13 protein-coding genes, 1 tRNA gene and 1 pseudogene are annotated in these 15552 nt (G+C 72.4%); 5 read left to right on the top strand and 10 right to left on the bottom strand.

The window, feature by feature from the left end:
• Positions 1 to 54 precede the first annotated feature (54 nt).
• The 4 genes from ACQ9ZG_RS29175 (at position 55) to ACQ9ZG_RS29160 (ending at position 3317) form a co-directional block, all read left to right on the top strand.
• Complete coding sequence (locus ACQ9ZG_RS29175) at positions 55 to 534, top strand: hypothetical protein (RefSeq protein WP_499281380.1); 480 nt, start codon at positions 55 to 57, stop codon at positions 532 to 534.
• Between the two features lie 90 nt (positions 535 to 624).
• The gene (locus tag ACQ9ZG_RS29170) at positions 625 to 1299 is read left to right on the top strand and encodes a class F sortase (RefSeq protein WP_499281379.1); all 675 of its coding nucleotides are present in this window, start codon (positions 625 to 627) and stop codon (positions 1297 to 1299) included.
• A gap of 211 nt (positions 1300 to 1510) precedes the next feature.
• Positions 1511 to 2500 (top strand): sphingomyelin phosphodiesterase, encoded by a 990-nt coding sequence (gene sph / locus ACQ9ZG_RS29165; protein ID WP_109916436.1) that lies wholly within the window; start codon positions 1511 to 1513, stop codon positions 2498 to 2500.
• A 13-nt stretch (positions 2501 to 2513) separates the two neighbouring features.
• A complete protein-coding gene (locus ACQ9ZG_RS29160) occupies positions 2514 to 3317 on the top strand; it encodes an N-formylglutamate amidohydrolase (protein WP_109916435.1) in 804 nt (267 codons plus the stop codon).
• A gap of 45 nt (positions 3318 to 3362) precedes the next feature.
• Here the strand turns inward: ACQ9ZG_RS29160 and rbsD are convergent, their stop codons facing one another.
• The 7 genes and pseudogenes from rbsD to ACQ9ZG_RS29125 all read right to left on the bottom strand — a co-directional run bounded on the left by rbsD (position 3363) and on the right by ACQ9ZG_RS29125 (position 10287).
• On the bottom strand, positions 3363 to 3752 hold the full coding sequence (gene rbsD, locus ACQ9ZG_RS29155; RefSeq protein WP_109916434.1) for a D-ribose pyranase: 390 nt from the start codon (positions 3750 to 3752) through the stop codon (positions 3363 to 3365).
• A complete protein-coding gene (locus tag ACQ9ZG_RS29150; protein WP_109916433.1) occupies positions 3749 to 4672 on the bottom strand; it encodes a ribokinase in 924 nt (307 codons plus the stop codon). The genes rbsD and ACQ9ZG_RS29150 overlap by 4 nt, the downstream gene beginning before the upstream one ends.
• A 76-nt stretch (positions 4673 to 4748) precedes the next feature.
• Complete coding sequence (locus tag ACQ9ZG_RS29145) at positions 4749 to 6704, bottom strand: ABC transporter permease/substrate-binding protein (RefSeq protein WP_499281378.1); 1956 nt, start codon at positions 6702 to 6704, stop codon at positions 4749 to 4751.
• Positions 6694 to 8220, bottom strand: a complete 1527-nt coding sequence (locus ACQ9ZG_RS29140) for a sugar ABC transporter ATP-binding protein (RefSeq protein ID WP_109917371.1) — start codon at positions 8218 to 8220, stop codon at positions 6694 to 6696. Before ACQ9ZG_RS29140 ends, ACQ9ZG_RS29145 begins: the two co-directional genes overlap by 11 nt.
• Positions 8221 to 8342: 122 nt before the next feature.
• Positions 8343 to 9359: a LacI family DNA-binding transcriptional regulator gene (locus tag ACQ9ZG_RS29135; protein WP_018491906.1), complete on the bottom strand. Its 1017-nt coding sequence runs from the start codon at positions 9357 to 9359 to the stop codon at positions 8343 to 8345.
• Positions 9360 to 9543: 184 nt separating this feature from the next.
• A pseudogene (locus ACQ9ZG_RS29130) lies at positions 9544 to 10110 on the bottom strand (SGNH/GDSL hydrolase family protein); the annotation flags it as partial.
• 89 nt (positions 10111 to 10199) lie between these two features.
• Positions 10200 to 10287: transfer RNA gene (locus tag ACQ9ZG_RS29125), tRNA-Leu, on the bottom strand.
• 173 nt (positions 10288 to 10460) lie between these two features.
• Here ACQ9ZG_RS29125 and ACQ9ZG_RS29120 point away from each other — a divergent pair.
• Positions 10461 to 11765 (top strand): DUF2254 domain-containing protein, encoded by a 1305-nt coding sequence (locus tag ACQ9ZG_RS29120; RefSeq protein WP_109917365.1) that lies wholly within the window; start codon positions 10461 to 10463, stop codon positions 11763 to 11765.
• 29 nt (positions 11766 to 11794) lie between these two features.
• Here ACQ9ZG_RS29120 and ACQ9ZG_RS29115 read toward each other — a convergent pair whose 3' ends face one another.
• From ACQ9ZG_RS29115 to eboE, 3 genes are all read right to left on the bottom strand, one after another.
• Positions 11795 to 12880 (bottom strand): sugar phosphate isomerase/epimerase family protein, encoded by a 1086-nt coding sequence (locus ACQ9ZG_RS29115; RefSeq protein WP_109917366.1) that lies wholly within the window; start codon positions 12878 to 12880, stop codon positions 11795 to 11797.
• Positions 12881 to 12956: 76 nt separating this feature from the next.
• On the bottom strand, positions 12957 to 14378 hold the full coding sequence (locus tag ACQ9ZG_RS29110) for an alkaline phosphatase family protein (protein ID WP_109917367.1): 1422 nt from the start codon (positions 14376 to 14378) through the stop codon (positions 12957 to 12959).
• Positions 14375 to 15550, bottom strand: a complete 1176-nt coding sequence (gene eboE / locus ACQ9ZG_RS29105) for a metabolite traffic protein EboE (protein ID WP_109917368.1) — start codon at positions 15548 to 15550, stop codon at positions 14375 to 14377. The genes ACQ9ZG_RS29110 and eboE overlap by 4 nt, the downstream gene beginning before the upstream one ends.
• Positions 15551 to 15552: the final 2 nt, after the last annotated feature.

Genomic DNA, 15552 nt, shown 5'->3' with positions numbered 1-15552 from the left:
GCACACCGGCACCCGGGCCCGCCGCGGGGCGACGGAGCAATTGGAGCCATCCGTATGACAGCTGTGACCACCGCTCGCCTCACCCTGCGCACGGCCGTGCTCGCCGCCGTGGCGGCCGGTGCGGTGCTGGTCCCGTCCACCGCCGCCTTCGCCGACGCGGCCCCGAAGCCGTCGGCGCCCGCAGAGAGCACCCCCGAGGTCTCGCCGGAGCGGCAGAAGGCTGCCGAAGCCGCCCAGGCCGCGGAGCCGTCCAAGGACGCGCCGAAGGAGGCCCGTCCCTCCGCCGCACCCCGTGGCGGCGTCGCGGCGGGCGACCGCCCGGCGGCCGTCTCCGACAAGGACACGGCGGCCAAGGAGAGGGCGGCCGAGGAGGCCGCCACCAAGCCGGAGGCCGCGCCGCGCGGTGGCGTGGCGGCCGGTGAGCGCCCGGCCGGCAACGACTCCAGCGGCACCACCGCCCTCGCGGGCACCGCAGCCGGGCTCGCGCTGCTCGCGGGCGCGGGCACCCTCGTGGTGCGCCGCCGCAACGGCTGACCCGTCGCCACCACCCACCCCTGACACCGGGCGTGGTGCCGTCCCCCACCGGGGCGGCGCCACGCCCGGTGGTTCCTCTGGAGACTCCTGATGCACGCCCGCCCTTCCCTCCTCCGCCGCCACCCCGCCGCGGCCGCGCTGGTGACCGCGCTGGTGACCTGTACCGCGCTGACGGCCTGCGCGGGACCGGCGCCCTCACCCGCCACGTCCGCGGCAGCGCAGCCCACCCCGCCCCCCGGCCCGGCGTCCTCGGGCGGAACCGCCACCCCCGACACCCCCGACGACACGGCCGACGGCAACGCGGCCGGCGGACCGGCCTCGGACGCGGCCCCCACCCAGGTCTCCATCCCCTCCCTCAAGATCCGCAGCTCCCTCATGCGCCTGGGGCTCAACCCCGACGGCACGGTCGAGGTCCCGCCCGCCGAGCAGGGCATGACGGCGGGCTGGTACACCGGCGGGGCCGTTCCCGGCCGCCCGGGGCCCGCCGTCCTGATCGGGCACAACGACACCCGCTTCGGCCGGGCCGTCTTCCACGACCTCAAGGACATCGCCAAGGGCGCCGAGGTGCTCGTCCGGGGCGGCGACGGGAGGTCGCGGAGCTTCACCGTGACGGGCAAGGAGACCGTGGACAAGAAGGCGTTCCCCACCGAGCGCGTCTACGGAGCCACCGAGGGCAGCACGCTGCGGCTGATCACCTGCGACGGCGCGTTCGACGACGAGGGACACCCGGTGGACAACCTGATCGTCTACGCCGAGCCGAGCTGAGCTGAGCCGGAGCGAACCTCGTCGGACGAGTCGGGCAGCGACGGGCCACGGGGGGCGAAGCCGGAACGAGTCGGACCACGTCGGCCTGTGACCGAATCCAGATGGCAGCGAGCCGGACAGACTCCTGGCATCCGATGTCTACCCGTGGGTAACTGCCACTGCTTTGATGGGTGCACCCGGTACGCCCCCACTCACTTCAGCAGGAGACCTCGTGCCGCACTCCGCTTTCCGCCGTCTGTCCGCCATGGCCCTGACGGCCGCGCTCGCCGCCGTCCCCATGGCCGTGAACGCCCCCTCGGCCACGGCGGCCACCACCACGGACACCCCGTCGCTGCGGGTGCTGTCGTACAACGCGTTCCTGTTCAGCAAGACCCTGTACCCGAACTGGGGCCAGGACCACCGGGCGGCCGAGATCCCGAAGACCTCCTTCTTCCGGGGCAACGACGTGGTGGTGATCCAGGAGGCGTTCGACAACGGGGCCTCCGACGCCCTGCTGCGGAACTCCGCCGCCCAGTACCCGTACCAGACCCCGGTGGTCGGCCGCACCAAGAGCGGATGGGACGCCACCGGCGGCTCGTACTCGGCGACGACCCCGGAGGACGGCGGTGTCACGATCCTGAGCAAGTGGCCGATCGTCCGCAAGGAGCAGTACGTCTACAAGGACGCCTGCGGTGCCGACTGGTGGTCCAACAAGGGCTTCGCGTATGCGGTGCTGAACGTCAACGGTGCCCGCGTCCATGTCGTGGGCACCCACGCCCAGTCCACCGACCCGGGCTGTTCGGCGGGCGAGGCCGCCACCATGCGCAGCCGCCAGTTCAGGGCGCTGGACGCCTTCCTGGACGCCAAGAAGATACCCGCCTCCGAACAGGTCGTCGTGGCGGGCGACTTCAACGTGGACGGCCACTCGGCCGAGTACGCCTCCTTCCTCAAGGACGCGGACCTGGTCGCGCCGGACACCAGGACGGGCCACCGCTACTCGTTCGACACCCGCGACAACTCCATCGCCTCCGAGCGCTACCCGAGCGACCCCCGCGAGGACCTGGACCACGTCCTCCACCGCGCCGGTCACGCGAAGCCCGCGGGCTGGAACAACGACGTGGTCAAGGAGCAGAGCGCCCCGTGGACGGTGTCCAGCTGGGGCAAGAGCTATACGTACACCAACCTCTCCGACCACTACCCCGTGATCGGCGCCGCCAACTGAAGGGACCCGCTCCGTGAGCCCTGGCCCCCAGCCGTCGTTCCGTCTGCACCCCGGAAGCCCCGACTCGCCGGTACTGCTGCACGTACCGCACGGGTCGCGGACCGTCCCGGACGACGTACGCGGCGAAATCGTGCTGGCCGACAGCGCTCTGGAGCGGGAGCTCGACCACATCACCGACGCGCACACGGCCGAACTGGCCGCCCGGACAGCCGGTTCGGCCGTGTGCGCGGCCGCCCGCCCCTGGCGCTTCGTCAACTCCCTCTCCCGCCTGGTCGTCGACCCCGAGCGCTTCCCCGACGACCGCGAGGAGATGCGCGCCGTGGGCATGGGCGCGGTCTACACCCACACCACCCACCGCGAACGGCTCCGCGCCTCGACCACGGACCATGTCCCGCTGCTGGAGCGGTACTTCCACCCGTACGCGCAGGCGATGACGGAGGCGGTCGACGCCCGGATCGCCGCCACGGGCCGTGCGGTGGTCGTCGACGTCCACTCGTACCCGACCGCGCCGCTCCCGTACGAACTCCACGCCGCCGGCCCCCGCCCGGCGATCTGCCTGGGCACCGACCCGTTCCACACCCCGCCGCGGCTGCGCGCGCTCGCGGAGGAGGCGTTCGCCGGCTTCGGCTCCACCGGCGTCGACAGCCCGTTCGCCGGGACGTACGTCCCGCTGAAGCACTACGGCACGGACCGCCGGGTGACGGCCCTGATGGTCGAGATCCGCCGCGACACGTACACGGCCGAGCCGGGCGGGCCCGCCGGACCCGGCCTCGACGCGCTGGCCGGTGCGCTGGCGGAGCTGGTGTCCCGGCTCTGAGACCCCGGCCGCTCCGGTACCGCCACCGCCCCTTCGCTCAACCCCTCAGAAGAACACCCCGCACCGCAGCAGCACGTTGGCGTACGGCCGGGCCTCCCCCGTCCGTACGACCAGGCGTGCCGCTGCCGTACGGGCCTTCAGCTCGTCGTGCGGGACCAGGTCCAGCCCGGGGAAGTGGCCGTCCAGGAGTGCCGCGGCCTCCGGGTTGGCGTCGCGTATCTCCTCGGCGGCCGTCGCGCCCTCCACCACCAGTTCGTCGAGCAGCCCGGCCACCACCTCCGCGAACGACGGGGTCCCGGCGCGGAAGGCGAGGTCGACGACGCGCGGGCCGGGCGGGATCGGCATACCCGCGTCGCAGATCAACACCTGGTCGCCGTGGCCGAGTTCGGCGATGGCTCCCGCCAGATGGCGGTTGAGGATGCCCGACCTCTTCACAGCGCGTCGACCTCGTCCAGGGTCGGGAACGACGCCTGAGCCCCCTGTGACGTCACCGCCGCCGCCCCCACCCGTACGGCGAAGGCCGCCGCCTCGCGCAGGTCGTCGCCCCGGCCCAGCCGCCAGGCCAGGGCCGCCGTGAACGCGTCCCCGGCCCCCGTGGTGTCGACGGCCCCGACCCTCGGGCCGACCAAGTGGTCCAGGGAGTCCGCCCGGCTGTCGGCCACCAGCGCACCGTCCGCACCCAGCGTGATCACGACCGAGCGCGGGCCCAGCGCGAGCAGGGCCGGGGCCCAGTCCTGCGGGGTCCCGCCCGCCCCCTCGCCCAGGATGAACCGCGCCTCGTGCTCGTTGACCACCAGTGGATCGCAGGCGGCCAGCACCTCCGCGGGAAGCGGGGCGGGCGGGGACGGGTTGAGGACGAGACGGGCCCCGGCGGGCAGGCGGCGCGCTGTCTCCGCGACCGTCTCCAGGGGGATCTCCAGCTGTACGGAGACGACCCGGGCGGCGGCGAGCAGCGGGGCCGCCGCCCGTACGTCCCCGGGGGTGAGCCGGCCGTTGGCGCCCGGGGAGACCACGATGCTGTTGTCTCCCGAGGGGTCCACGGTGATCAGGGCGACCCCGGTGGGGGCCCCGCCGACCAGGACGCCGTCCGTGTCCACGCCCGCCGTGCGCTGGCTCTCCAGCAGCAGCCGGCCGTGGTCGTCGTCACCGACCCGGGCGAGCAGGGCCGTGCGGGCTCCCAACCGGGCTGCCGCGACGGCCTGGTTGGCGCCCTTGCCGCCCGGGTGGACGGCGAGGTCGGAGCCGAGGACCGTCTCGCCGGGGGCGGGGCGGCGCTCGACGCCGATCACCAGGTCGGCGTTGGCCGAGCCGACGACCAGCAGGTCGTACCGGTCGTCGGGGGCGTTGTCGTGCATGGGTGTGCTTCCTGCTTTCGTCGGTCGGAACCGGGCGGGACGGTACGGGGCAGGGTGGGCCGAGGTGGGGCGGGCGTCAGGAGAAGTCGGCCACGTTCTCGCGGGTGACCACCTTGACCGGCACCTTCACCGTCTTCTCCACCGTGTCACCCTTGGCCGCCTTCACGGCGTTCTGCACGGCGATCCGGCCGAGTTCGCTCGGCTGCTGTGCCACCGAGGCGTAGAGCGTTCCGGCCCCGACCGCCTTCAGACCGTCCGGGGTGCCGTCGAACCCCACGACCGACACGGACTTCCCGGCCTTGCCGCCGAGCGCCTTGACCGCGCCGAGCGCCATCTCGTCGTTCTCCGCGAAGACCCCGGTGATGTCCGGGTGGGACTGGATGAGGTTGGTCATGACGTCCAGGCCCTTGGTGCGGTCGAAGTCGGCGGGCTGCTTGGCGACCACCTTGATGCCCGGGTGGGCCTTGAGCCCTTCGGCGAAGCCCGCACCGCGCTCACGGCTGGCGGAGGTGCCCGCCGTGCCCTGGAGGATGACGATGCTGCCCTTGCCGCCGAGCCGGTCGGCCAGCGCGTCGGCCGCGAGCTTGCCGCCCGCCACGTTGTCGGAGGCGACGAGGGTGGCGGTGTCGGCCTTGTTCACACCGCGGTCGGCGGCGATCACGGGGATGTCGGCCTGGTTGGCGCTGCGGACGCCCGGCCCCACGGCATCGGAGTCCACCGGGTTGACGATGATGGACGAGACGCCCGAACTGGTGAAGTTCTGGAGCTGGTTGGCCTGCTGCGAGGCGTCGTTCTGGGCGTCGGTGACGGTGAGGTCGATGCCCGCCTTCTCCGCTTCGGCCTGCGCACCCTCCTTCATCTGCACGAAGAAGGGGTTGTTCAGCGTCGAGAGGGACATGCCGACCTTCTTCGCGCCCCCGGAGGAACCGGAGTTGAGGTAGGAGACCCCGCCGACGACGACCGCCACGGCGAGCGCGGCCCCGGCGAACCGGAGCGCTCCCCTGCGCCCGGACCCGGGCGCGCCGGGTGCGGAGCCGGCCGAGGAGGCCGCGCCCGAACCCGCCCTGCGGCGCAGGGTGTCGAGGAGGACGGCCAGCGCGATGACGACGCCGATGACGACCTGCTGCCAGAACGCCGACACCGAGAGGAGGTTGAGGCCGTTGCGGAGGACGGCGAGGATGAGCGCGCCGATCAGGGTGCCGGACGCCTTGCCGACCCCGCCCGCCAGGCTGGCGCCGCCGATGACGACGGCGGCGATGGCGTCGAGTTCGTACCCCTGGGCGGCCTGCGGCTGTGCGGAGACCAGGCGTGAGGCGAGGACGATGCCCGCGACGGCGGCGAAGAGGCCGGAGAGCGCGTAGATGACGATCTTCTGACGCTTGACGCGGAGGCCGGAGAGCCGGGCCGCCTCCTCGTTGCCGCCGATCGCGTACATCGAACGGCCGATGAAGGTGCGGCCCAGGATCAGCGCGGTGAGCAGCCCCATCGCGATCATCACGAGGACCGGGACGGGGAGCCAGCCGCCGAGCGTGTCGCCGAGCCGCGAGACGGAGTCGGGGAATGCGATCGGGCTGCCCTGCGAGATGACCAGCGAGAGACCGCGGGCGATCGAGAGCATGGCCAACGTCGCGATGAACGGCGGGAGTTTGCCGTACGAGATGAGGGCGCCGTTCACGAAGCCGCAGGCGATACCGGTGACGATCGCGAGGAGCACCGCGAGGACGACCGGCACCCCGGCGGACGTGGCCGACCAGGCGAGGACCGTCGCGGAGAGGGCCGCCACCGAACCGACGGAGAGGTCGATGCCCGCCGAGACGATGACGAAGGTGACGCCGAACGCGAGGATCGCGGTGACGGCCGCCTGCACGCCGACGTTCAGCAGGTTCTGGGTGGTCAGGAAGTCGCCGGAGAGCAGCGACATCGCCACCAGCAGGACGACCAGGGCGCTCAGCGCCCCGTTGTCGAGCAGGACGCGGCGTATCACGGACGTGCCCCCCGCGCCCGTGTCACTCTTGAGTGTCTCAGTGGCCACGGGGGCCCTCCTCTGCGTTCTTCGGTGCGGGGTGTTCGTCGGACGCCTCGGTGGAGACCGCGAGGGCCATGACGGCGTCCTGGGTGGCCTGTCCGGCGGGGAGTTCACCGGCGATCCGGCCCTGGGCCATGACCAGCACCCGGTCGCTCATGCCGAGGACCTCGGGCAGATCGCTGGAGATCATCAGGACGGCGTGGCCGGACGCGGTGAGTTCGTTGATGAGCTGGTAGATCTCGACCTTGGCGCCGACGTCGATGCCCCGGGTCGGTTCGTCCAGGATCAGCACCCGGGTGTCGGCCAGCAGCCACTTGCCGATGACGACCTTCTGCTGGTTGCCGCCGGAGAGGGTGCGGACGTGCTGGCCGAGGCCGGACATGCGGACGCCGAGCTGCTTCGCGATGCGGGCGGCGGCCGTACGCTGCGCCTTGAGGTCCACCAGCCCCGAGCGGGTGGCGGAACGCAGGGTGACCAGGCCCAGGTTCTCCTGTACGGAGGCGTCCAGGACGAGGCCCTGCCCCTTGCGGTCCTCCGGCACGAGGCCTATCCCGGCGCCCATCGCGGCGGGCACGTCGTGCCGGGCGAGGCGTTCGCCGCGCACGTCGACGGTGCCCGTGTCGTACGGGTCGGCGCCGAAGACCGCGCGCGCCACCTCCGTACGACCGGCGCCGACGAGTCCGGCGAGGCCCACGACCTCACCGGCGTGCACGTCGAAGCTGATGTCGTGGAAGACGCCGTCCCGGGTCAGTCCGCGCACGGAGAGCAACACCTCACCGGTGTCCGGGCGTTCGCGCGGATACTGCTGCTCGATGCTGCGGCCGACCATGAGCTGGACGAGCCGGTCCTCGGGGGTGGAGGCGGGCACCTGGTCGATGCTGCGGCCGTCGCGCAGGACGGTGACGCGGTCACCGAGAGCGGCGATCTCCTCCAAGTGGTGGGTGATGAAGACGATTCCGACGCCGTCCGCGCGCAACTGCCGGACGATGGCGAAGAGTCTGTCGACCTCTTCCGAGGTGAGCACGGCGGTCGGCTCGTCCATGATGAGGACGCGGGCATCCAGGCTGAGCGCCTTGGCGATCTCGACCATCTGGAGCCGGGCGATGCCCAGTTCGCGGACCTTGGCGTCGGGACGCACGTCCACCCCGACCCGGCGCAGCAGCTGCTCCGCGTCGGCCCGCATCCGCCGGTGGTCGACGAGCCCGAAGCGGCGCGGCTGCCGGCCGAGGTAGATGTTCTCGGCCACCGTCAGATCGGGGACGAGGTTGAACTCCTGGTAGATGGTGGCGATCCCGAGCCGCTCGGCGGCCTGGGCGTCGTCGATGCGCACCTCGCGCCCCTCGGCGAGGATGCGGCCCCGGTCGGGGCGGTAGGCGCCGGAGAGCATCTTGATGAGGGTGCTCTTCCCCGCACCGTTCTCGCCCAGCAGGACGTGGACCTCGCCGCGGCGCAGGTCGAAGTCGACGTTGTCGAGCGCCACCACACCGGGGAAGGTCTTGCGCAGCCCCTCGATGCGCAGCAACTCGTCGGGGTGGGGCGCCGGTCGCTCGTCCGGCCGGGACCCCGGCCCGTCGGCCGGCGTGGTCGCCGCCGGCCCGGGGCGCCCCTTGGGCTCCGGCCGTTCCGGCCGTTCCTCCGATGCGGTCACCGGGTGCTCCTCTGGTCGGTCGCGTCCTGGCCGCACGAGCGGCGTACGACGAGACGGGCGGGCAGGGTGACGGACTGCGGGGTCCGTCCTTCGATCAGGTCGGCCAGCGCGCGGACGGCGGCCCGGGCGAGGTCCGCGGTCGGCTGGGCGACGGCGGTGATCGGCGGGTCCGTGTGGACGAACCACGGGATGTCGTCGAAGGCGGCGAGCGCGATGTCGTCGGGGACCCGCAGCCCCCGGGCCCGGATGGCGTCCAGCGCGCCGAGCGCCATCAGGTTGTCGGCGGCGAACACGACCTCGGGCGGCTCGGCCAGCGCGAGGAACCGCTCGGTGGCCCGCCGGCCGCTGGCGGCCTGGAAGTCGCCCTGCCCGATGTAGGCGTCGGGCAGCGCGAGCCCCAGCTCCCGCAGGGCCTCCCGGAACGCCTCGACGCGCTCGTTGCCGGTGGTGGTGGCCGCGGGTCCGGCGATGATCGCGAGCCTGCGGTGGCCGAGCCCGTGCAGATGCGCCACCAGGTCCCGGACCGCACCCGTACCGTCGGCCCGGACGACGGGCACGTCGATGCCCGGGATCCAGCGGTCCACGAAGACCATCGGCGTACCGCTCAGGGACACCTCCCCCATCAGCGGGGAGCCCCCGTCGGCGGGCGAGACCAGCAGTCCGTCGATCCTGCGGTCGATGAGGGTGCGGATGTGGTGGTCCTGGAGCTCGGGCCGCTCGTCGGCGTTGCCGATGATGACGCTGTAGCCGAGCGCCCGCGCCTCCTCCTCGACGAACCGGGCCAGCTCGGTGAAGTACGGATTCAGTACGTCGCTGATGACCAGGCCCAGCGTCCGGGTCTGCGCGGTGCGCAGGGAGCGGGCCACGGCGTTGGGCCGGTAGCCGAGGGCGTCGACGGCGGCGAGGACGCGCGTGCGCGCCTCCGCGCTGACGGACGGATGGCTGTTCAGCACCCGTGACACCGTGGCGACGGAGACCCCCGCCTGGGCCGCGACATCCTTGATGCTCGCCATGTCCGGACCACCTCCTTGTGGTTTCCGTACACCTCGAAACCAGGGGGTGGTGCGCTCGCACGACGCCGTGGAATCGATTACAGCGACGATTGGAATCGATTACACGGCTGAAAACAAGCCCCTCCTCCGTGTCCGAGACCGGATCGTGACTGGAGGAGGGGCTCAAGCCGCCGGCACCGGACCATGCGCTCCGGGCCGGCAGCCAGGTGTCGATGACCTCCGCGACGAGTGCGGCGCCGCGGCTGTTCTGGTGGATGCGGTCGGTCGTGAGCACGAGACCCCGTCACCGCGAGAGCGTGTCGAGGCTTCGGCGCAGTACGGCGTACCGGAGGAGGACGCCGACGCCGGCCGCGGGCGTCGGCTCCCGGTACGGGATCGGCGGCGGGTCCGCTCGGCGCGGCTCCTCGGTCTGGCGTTCGTGGAGCGGGAGGCAGGCCGCGTCGTTGGCCGTCGCCATCTCGGCGATCATCCGGCTGTACGCCCGCGGTGCACGCGCCGCCGCTCCGTCGAGCTGCCGGCCGAGGACCGGGAGCGACAGCAGACCGATCGTCGCGTCGGTCTCCGCCCGCAACCGCTCGACCACGGCTCCCAGGCACTGCTGGAACCACCCGGCCGAGGGGCGCTCGGGGAGGCGCTTGCGCCTCATGGTCCGTTCGACGGGGTGGCCGGGGAGGCTCGCCCGGGCGCCGTTGGTCCCGATCAGCACGGTGATCACATCGGGCGGGTCCGCGACGACGCCACCACGGCGACGCGGCCGGGCCGGAGGCGCGCGCCCGGCAAAAAAAGCCGGTCGGAGCGACGCAATCTCGCTCTGACCGGCTTCATCTGGTCGTTCGACCGTGGTGTCCGAGGGGGGACTTGAACCCCCACGCCCGATAAAGGGCACTAGCACCTCAAGCTAGCGCGTCTGCCATTCCGCCACCCGGACAAGGTGTCTGCCGTTCGCGGTGTGTTCCCCGCGGCGACAGAGAAAACAATACCAGGGGTTCGGAGTGCGTTTCACCTGCTTATCGGGGGCATACCCGGTGGTCAGTGGGGTGCGGCGTGCCGGTGCGAGTGGCCTCCGCGGTCCGGGGAGGTCGCGGGGCTACCTTCGCGTCCATGAGTGATCGCGGCTACCGGCGGCCCCGTCCGCTGTCCCCCCTGCGCGAGCATCTGCGCGACACGTTCTGGTTCGCCCCGACCATGGGGTTCGTCTCCGTGTTCGTGCTGTGGCTGGTCGCGTCCGAGGTGGACGACGCGATCGTCGCGTTCCTCCGGCGGGAGGAGGCCTACGACGAGCTGGAGACCCTGATCTCCCTCGCCCAGGACACGAAGACGATCGTCACCCAGATCAGCTCCGCGATGCTGACCTTCATCGGTGTGGTGTTCAGTATCTCGCTGGTCGCCGTGCAGATGGCCAGCGGGCAGCTCACCCCCAGGGTGGTACGGATCTTCGTCCGCAGCCGGATCAGCAAGGCCACGCTGACGGTGTTCCTGGCGACGTTCCTGTTCTCGCTGCTGGTCCTGGCCTCGTACGAGAGCGAGACCGACCCGCGCCGGGCGGTCTCGGTCCCGCTGCTGCAGAGCCTGCTCACGCTGGTGCTGGTCGGGCTGAGCCTGCTGCTGTTCGTCGTCTACGTCAGCTCGACGCTGCGGCTCATGCAGGTCGGGCCGGTCGTCGACCGGATCGCGCGGGACTCGTTCCGGGTGCTCGGCCGGATGCCCCGGGGGCCGGGCGGGTCCGAGGGGCTGGGGGCGCGGACCGGGCAGGTGCTGTACGAGGGGCGGGCCGGGGTGCTGCGGGACGTGAACACGGCGCGGCTGGTCCGGGTGGCCCGGCGGCAGGGCGTCGTCCTGCGGCTGATCCCCCGGATCGGTGACTTCGTGGTGCCGGGGACCCCGATGTTCGCCGTCCACGGCGGAGCCGTACCCCCTCGGCACCGGCTGCGGTCGGCGGTCTCCGTCTCGGTGGAGCGCACCCTGCACCAGGACCTGGCGTTCGGGCTGCGTCAGCTCTCCGACATCGCGCTGCGGGCCCTGTCGACGTCCGTGAACGATCCGACCACCGCCGTCCAGTGCCTGGACCGGATCGTGCAGTTCCTCGCGGTCGTGGTGCGGCTGCCGCTCGGCACGGTGCACCACCGGGACCGGGCGGGGCGGGTACGGCTGGTGCAGGAGGGGCCGGAGTGGGAGGACCTGGTGGATCTCGCCTTCGAGGAGATCCGGTGGTGTGTGACCGGAAGCCCCCAGGTGTCGCGGCGGCTCCTCGCGGGGCTGGACGATCTGATGCTGCTGGCGCCGGAGGAACGGCAGAAGCCGCTGGTCCGGCACCGGGCGCTGCTCGTCGAGGCCGTGGAGCGGAGTGTTCCGGTGGCCGCCGACCGGGAGTTCGCCCTGCTGCCGGACCGGCAGGGCATCGGGTAGCCCCGCCGGTCCGGCACGCGCCTGGCGCCTCAGTCGCCGCAGCGGCCCGTCCTCAGCGAGTGCAGGTGCTCACTGGACTTCCGGGCGAAGGCGAGGGACTCCACCGGGTTGTCGTGCTCGGCCTGCCAGTGGTGGTAGGTCCGGCCGTGGTGGGTCCGGCTGGTCACCTTGGACAGGAACGTCTTGTAGTCGATGTCCCCGTCGCCCACGTCCGTCATGCGGTAGCCGTCGCGGGTCGTCTCGTCCCGTACCCCGTCCTTGACGTGGAAGAGGGGATACCGGTTCGGGTACTTGAGGACGTACTTCAGCGGGTCGAGCGGGGCCCGGGTGCCGTCCACGCGCTTGCTGAACCGGAACTGCGCGCAGTACGCCCAGTAGATGTCCATCTCCAGGTAGACCAGGTCGGGATCGGTCTCGGCGAGCAGCACGTCGTAGAGGCGCACCTTCGGCTTGTCGGTGGCGAAGGAGAACTCCTCCGCGTGGTTGTGCTGGTAGAACTTCATCCCCCGCTTGCGGGCGGCGGCGCCGTACGTGTTGAAGTCGTCGGCGGCCCGCTTCCAGCCGTCCACCGTGGAGCCGTAGCGGAACGGGCCGGAGGCCGTGCCGATGTGCTTGAGGCCGAGGGCCTGGGCGTCGTCGAGCACCTTCTCCAGGTTCTGGGCGAAGGTGTAGGCGCCGGGGTTGTTGTCGTCGTAGTAGCCGACGTGGCTGCCGATCGGGTTGAGGCCGTGGTCCTTGGCCAGCCGCTTGAGCTGGGCGAGGGTGATGGGGCCGGCCGAGCCCTGGGTGTAGCCGGCCAGTTCGATCTCGTCGTAGCCGTACTTCTCCAGCTCGGCGAAGACGGGGGCGAAGCCGAGCGTGGAGATCTTGTCGCGCAGGCTGTAGAGCTGGATGCCGAGGCGGCCGGGGGGCAGGACGGGCTTCCCCTTGCCCTTGCCGTGGCCGTGGCCGTGGTCCTGGCCGTGGCCGTGGCCCTTGGCAGGTCCCTGGGCTGCGGCGGCCTGGGCGGTCGCCGTGCCGATGATCGTGGCGGCGGTGGCTCCGGCGGCGACGCCGAGGATGTTGCGGCGGCTCAGTCTGCGGGCGAGTTCGGTGTCCTTGGAGGTGCGGCTCATGTTCGCGTGGCTCCCTTGGATGACGTGGCGGGACATGGGGTGAGCGGTGCGGTGCCGGGTGCGCGACGGGGGATTGTCAGTGCAGTCCGGCAAGCTGGAGGAGCAGGGACTTCACCTCGGTGGCCCTGACCCGGTCGGTGAACGCGTGGGGGGTGGAGCAGAGGATGAGCGGACCTTCGTCGTCGCTCTCGGGGAAGCGGCCGTGGCTGCCGCGAATAGGTGAGGGGTCCAGGGGGACGACCGCCATGCGGTAGCGCATCCCGAGCTTCTTGCGGGCGACCGCCGAGACGGCCTTGAGCCGTACGTAGGGGTCCTCGGGGTCCATGAAGAGCTCGACGGGGTCGTAGCCGGGCTTGCGGTGGATCTCGACGAGCTGGGCGAAGTCGGGGGCGCGGGCGTCGTCGAGCCAGTAGTAGTACGTGAACCAGGCGTCCTTCTCCGCCACGGCCACCAGCTCTCCGGAGCGGGGGTGGTCCAGGTGGTTCGCCTTCTTGCCCTCGTCGTCCAGGAGCTGGTCGATGCCGGGCAGGTCCGCGAGCGCCTCCCGGACCGCTTCCAGGTCCTCGGGGCGGCGTACGTAGACGTGGGCGAGCTGGTGGTCCGCGACGGCGAAGGCGCGGGAGGCCATCGTGTCCAGGTACTCCATGCCGTCCTGGGTGTGCACCTCCAGCAGCCCCGCGCGGCGCAGCGCCCGGTTGATGTCGACGGGGCGGCTGACGCGGGTGATGCCGTATTCGGAGAGCGCGACGACGGTACGGCCTTCGGCGCGGGCGTCGGCCAGCAGCGGGGCGATGGCCCGGTCCAGGTCGGCGGCGGCCCGGTGGGAGCGCGGGTCGTCGGGGCCGTAGCGCTGGAGGTCGTAGTCGAGGTGGGGCAGGTAGCAGAGCGCGAGGTCGGGGGTGCGGGTGGCGATGATGTGGCGGGTGGCGTCGATGATCCATTGCGAGGAGACCAGGTCGGCGCCGGGGCCCCAGAAGTGGAAGAGGGGGAACGTGCCGAGTTTCTCGGTGAGTTCGTCGTGCAGGGCGGGGGGCCGGGTGTAGCAGTCGGGTTCCTTGCGGCCGTCGGCGTAGTAGACGGGGCGCGGGGTGACGGTCCAGTCGGTGTCGGCGCCCATCGCGTACCACCAGCAGATGTTGGCGACGGTGTAGCCGGGGTGGGCGCGGCGGGCGGCGTCCCAGAGCTTGTCGCCCGCGACGAGCCCGTTGTGCTGGCGCCAGAGCAGGACGTCGCCCAGCTCGCGGAAGTACCAGCCGTTGGCGACGATGCCGTGTTCGGCGGGCATGGTGCCGGTGAGGAAGGTGGACTGGGCGGCGCAGGTGACGGCGGGCAGGACGGTGGAGAGGGGGGCCCGCGCTCCCTGCTTCCCGAGTGCCGTGAGGTTGGGCATGTGGGCGAGGAGTTGCGGGGTGAGGCCGACGACGTCGAGGACGAGGAGGGGGGTGGGGCCCTGGTGGTCTGCCGTGCCCGGGGTGGTTCCGGGGGCGTCGTTGCTCATGGCAGCTCCTTGAGGCCGAGGTCGACGAGAAGGTCGCGGGCGAGGGTGAGTTCGGCGGCGATCCCGTCCGCGAGCTGGGTGCGGGTGCGGGGGCGGAGTTCGGCGGGGAGCGCCTGCCAGGTGTACGTCTCCACCTCCAGGTGCCGGGTCAGGGGCACGGCTCCCCCGACGAGCCGGGTCAGTGCCGTGCGGAGGACGGGGAGCGTGGAGGTGAGCGGGGGTGCGGGGGGCGCGTGCAGCGGTACGTGGAAGTGGGCGCGCCAGGGGGTGGAGTCCGGGAGCGCCCCGCCGGCGATCGCCTCGTCCAGGTCGTCGGTGCCGCGCAGCCCGGCGGCGGTGCGCGTGCGGGTCTGGTGGAGGAAGCGCGGTTCGGCGAAGGCGGCGAGCGCGGTGCGGACCTCGGGCAGGTGGGGGTGTTCGGCGTGCAGGGCGGCGGAGAGCTGGGACTTGACGACCGGGACGCCCGCGGCGGTGAGGGCGTCGAGCGCGGTGCCGGGGTCCTCGAAGGAGGTCGCCAGGTGGCAGGTGTCGACGCAGATGCCGATGCGCTCGTGGCCGACGTCGGTGAGCGGGGCGATGGCGTCGGCGGTGGTCTCCACGGTGCAGCCCGGCTCCGGTTCGAGGCCGACGCGGATGGACTTGCCGGTGAGTTCGGCGAGGGCGTCCAGGCGCTGGGCGAGCGTGGTGAGGGCGGTGCGCGCGGCGGCGGGGGCGCCGGGGTCGGTGGCGTAGGGGGTGCGCCAGGCGAGCGGGAGGGTGGAGATGGTGCCGTCGGTGACGTCGTCGGGGAGGAGGGCGGCCAGCAGGCGGGCCAGGTCGGTGGTGTGGGCGAGCCGGTCGGGTTCGGTCCAGTCCGGCCGGTAGACCCGGTACTTGACCTCGTCGGCGCCGAACCCCTCGTACGGGAAGCCGTTGAGGGTGACCACTTCGAGTCCCCGGCCGTCGAGTTCGGCGCGGAGGGCGCGGAGTTCGGCGGGGTCGTTGGTCAGGGCGCGGGCGGCGTCCCGGGCAAGCCAGAGGCCGATGCCGAGCCGGTCCCGGCCGAGCCGGCGGCGTACGGGTTCGCAGTGGTCGCGGAGCTGGGCGCGGACGCCGTCCAGGGTCTCGGCGGGGTGGACGTTGGTGCAGTACGAGAGGTGGACGACGGACCCGTCCGGGTGGCGGAAGCGCATGG

The sequence above is a fragment of the Streptomyces araujoniae genome (assembly GCF_050871195.1).
Taxonomy (GTDB): domain Bacteria; phylum Actinomycetota; class Actinomycetes; order Streptomycetales; family Streptomycetaceae; genus Streptomyces; species Streptomyces bacillaris.
Note: the sequence above shows the minus strand (reverse complement) of the source record. Positions and strands in the feature narration are given on the sequence as shown.

Excerpts from the sequence above, each read along its gene's own strand:
- ACQ9ZG_RS29175 (WP_499281380.1), top strand. The coding sequence starts at position 55 with ATGACAGCTGTGACCACCGCTCGCCTCACCCTGCGCACGGCCGTGCTC.
- ACQ9ZG_RS29170 (WP_499281379.1), top strand. The coding sequence starts at position 625 with ATGCACGCCCGCCCTTCCCTCCTCCGCCGCCACCCCGCCGCGGCCGCG.
- ACQ9ZG_RS29150 (WP_109916433.1), bottom strand. The coding sequence starts at position 4,672 with ATGCACGACAACGCCCCCGACGACCGGTACGACCTGCTGGTCGTCGGC.
- ACQ9ZG_RS29135 (WP_018491906.1), bottom strand. The coding sequence starts at position 9,359 with ATGGCGAGCATCAAGGATGTCGCGGCCCAGGCGGGGGTCTCCGTCGCC.
- ACQ9ZG_RS29120 (WP_109917365.1), top strand. The coding sequence starts at position 10,461 with ATGAGTGATCGCGGCTACCGGCGGCCCCGTCCGCTGTCCCCCCTGCGC.
- ACQ9ZG_RS29115 (WP_109917366.1), bottom strand. The coding sequence starts at position 12,880 with ATGAGCCGCACCTCCAAGGACACCGAACTCGCCCGCAGACTGAGCCGC.
- ACQ9ZG_RS29110 (WP_109917367.1), bottom strand. The coding sequence starts at position 14,378 with ATGAGCAACGACGCCCCCGGAACCACCCCGGGCACGGCAGACCACCAG.
- eboE (WP_109917368.1), bottom strand. The coding sequence starts at position 15,550 with ATGCGCTTCCGCCACCCGGACGGGTCCGTCGTCCACCTCTCGTACTGC.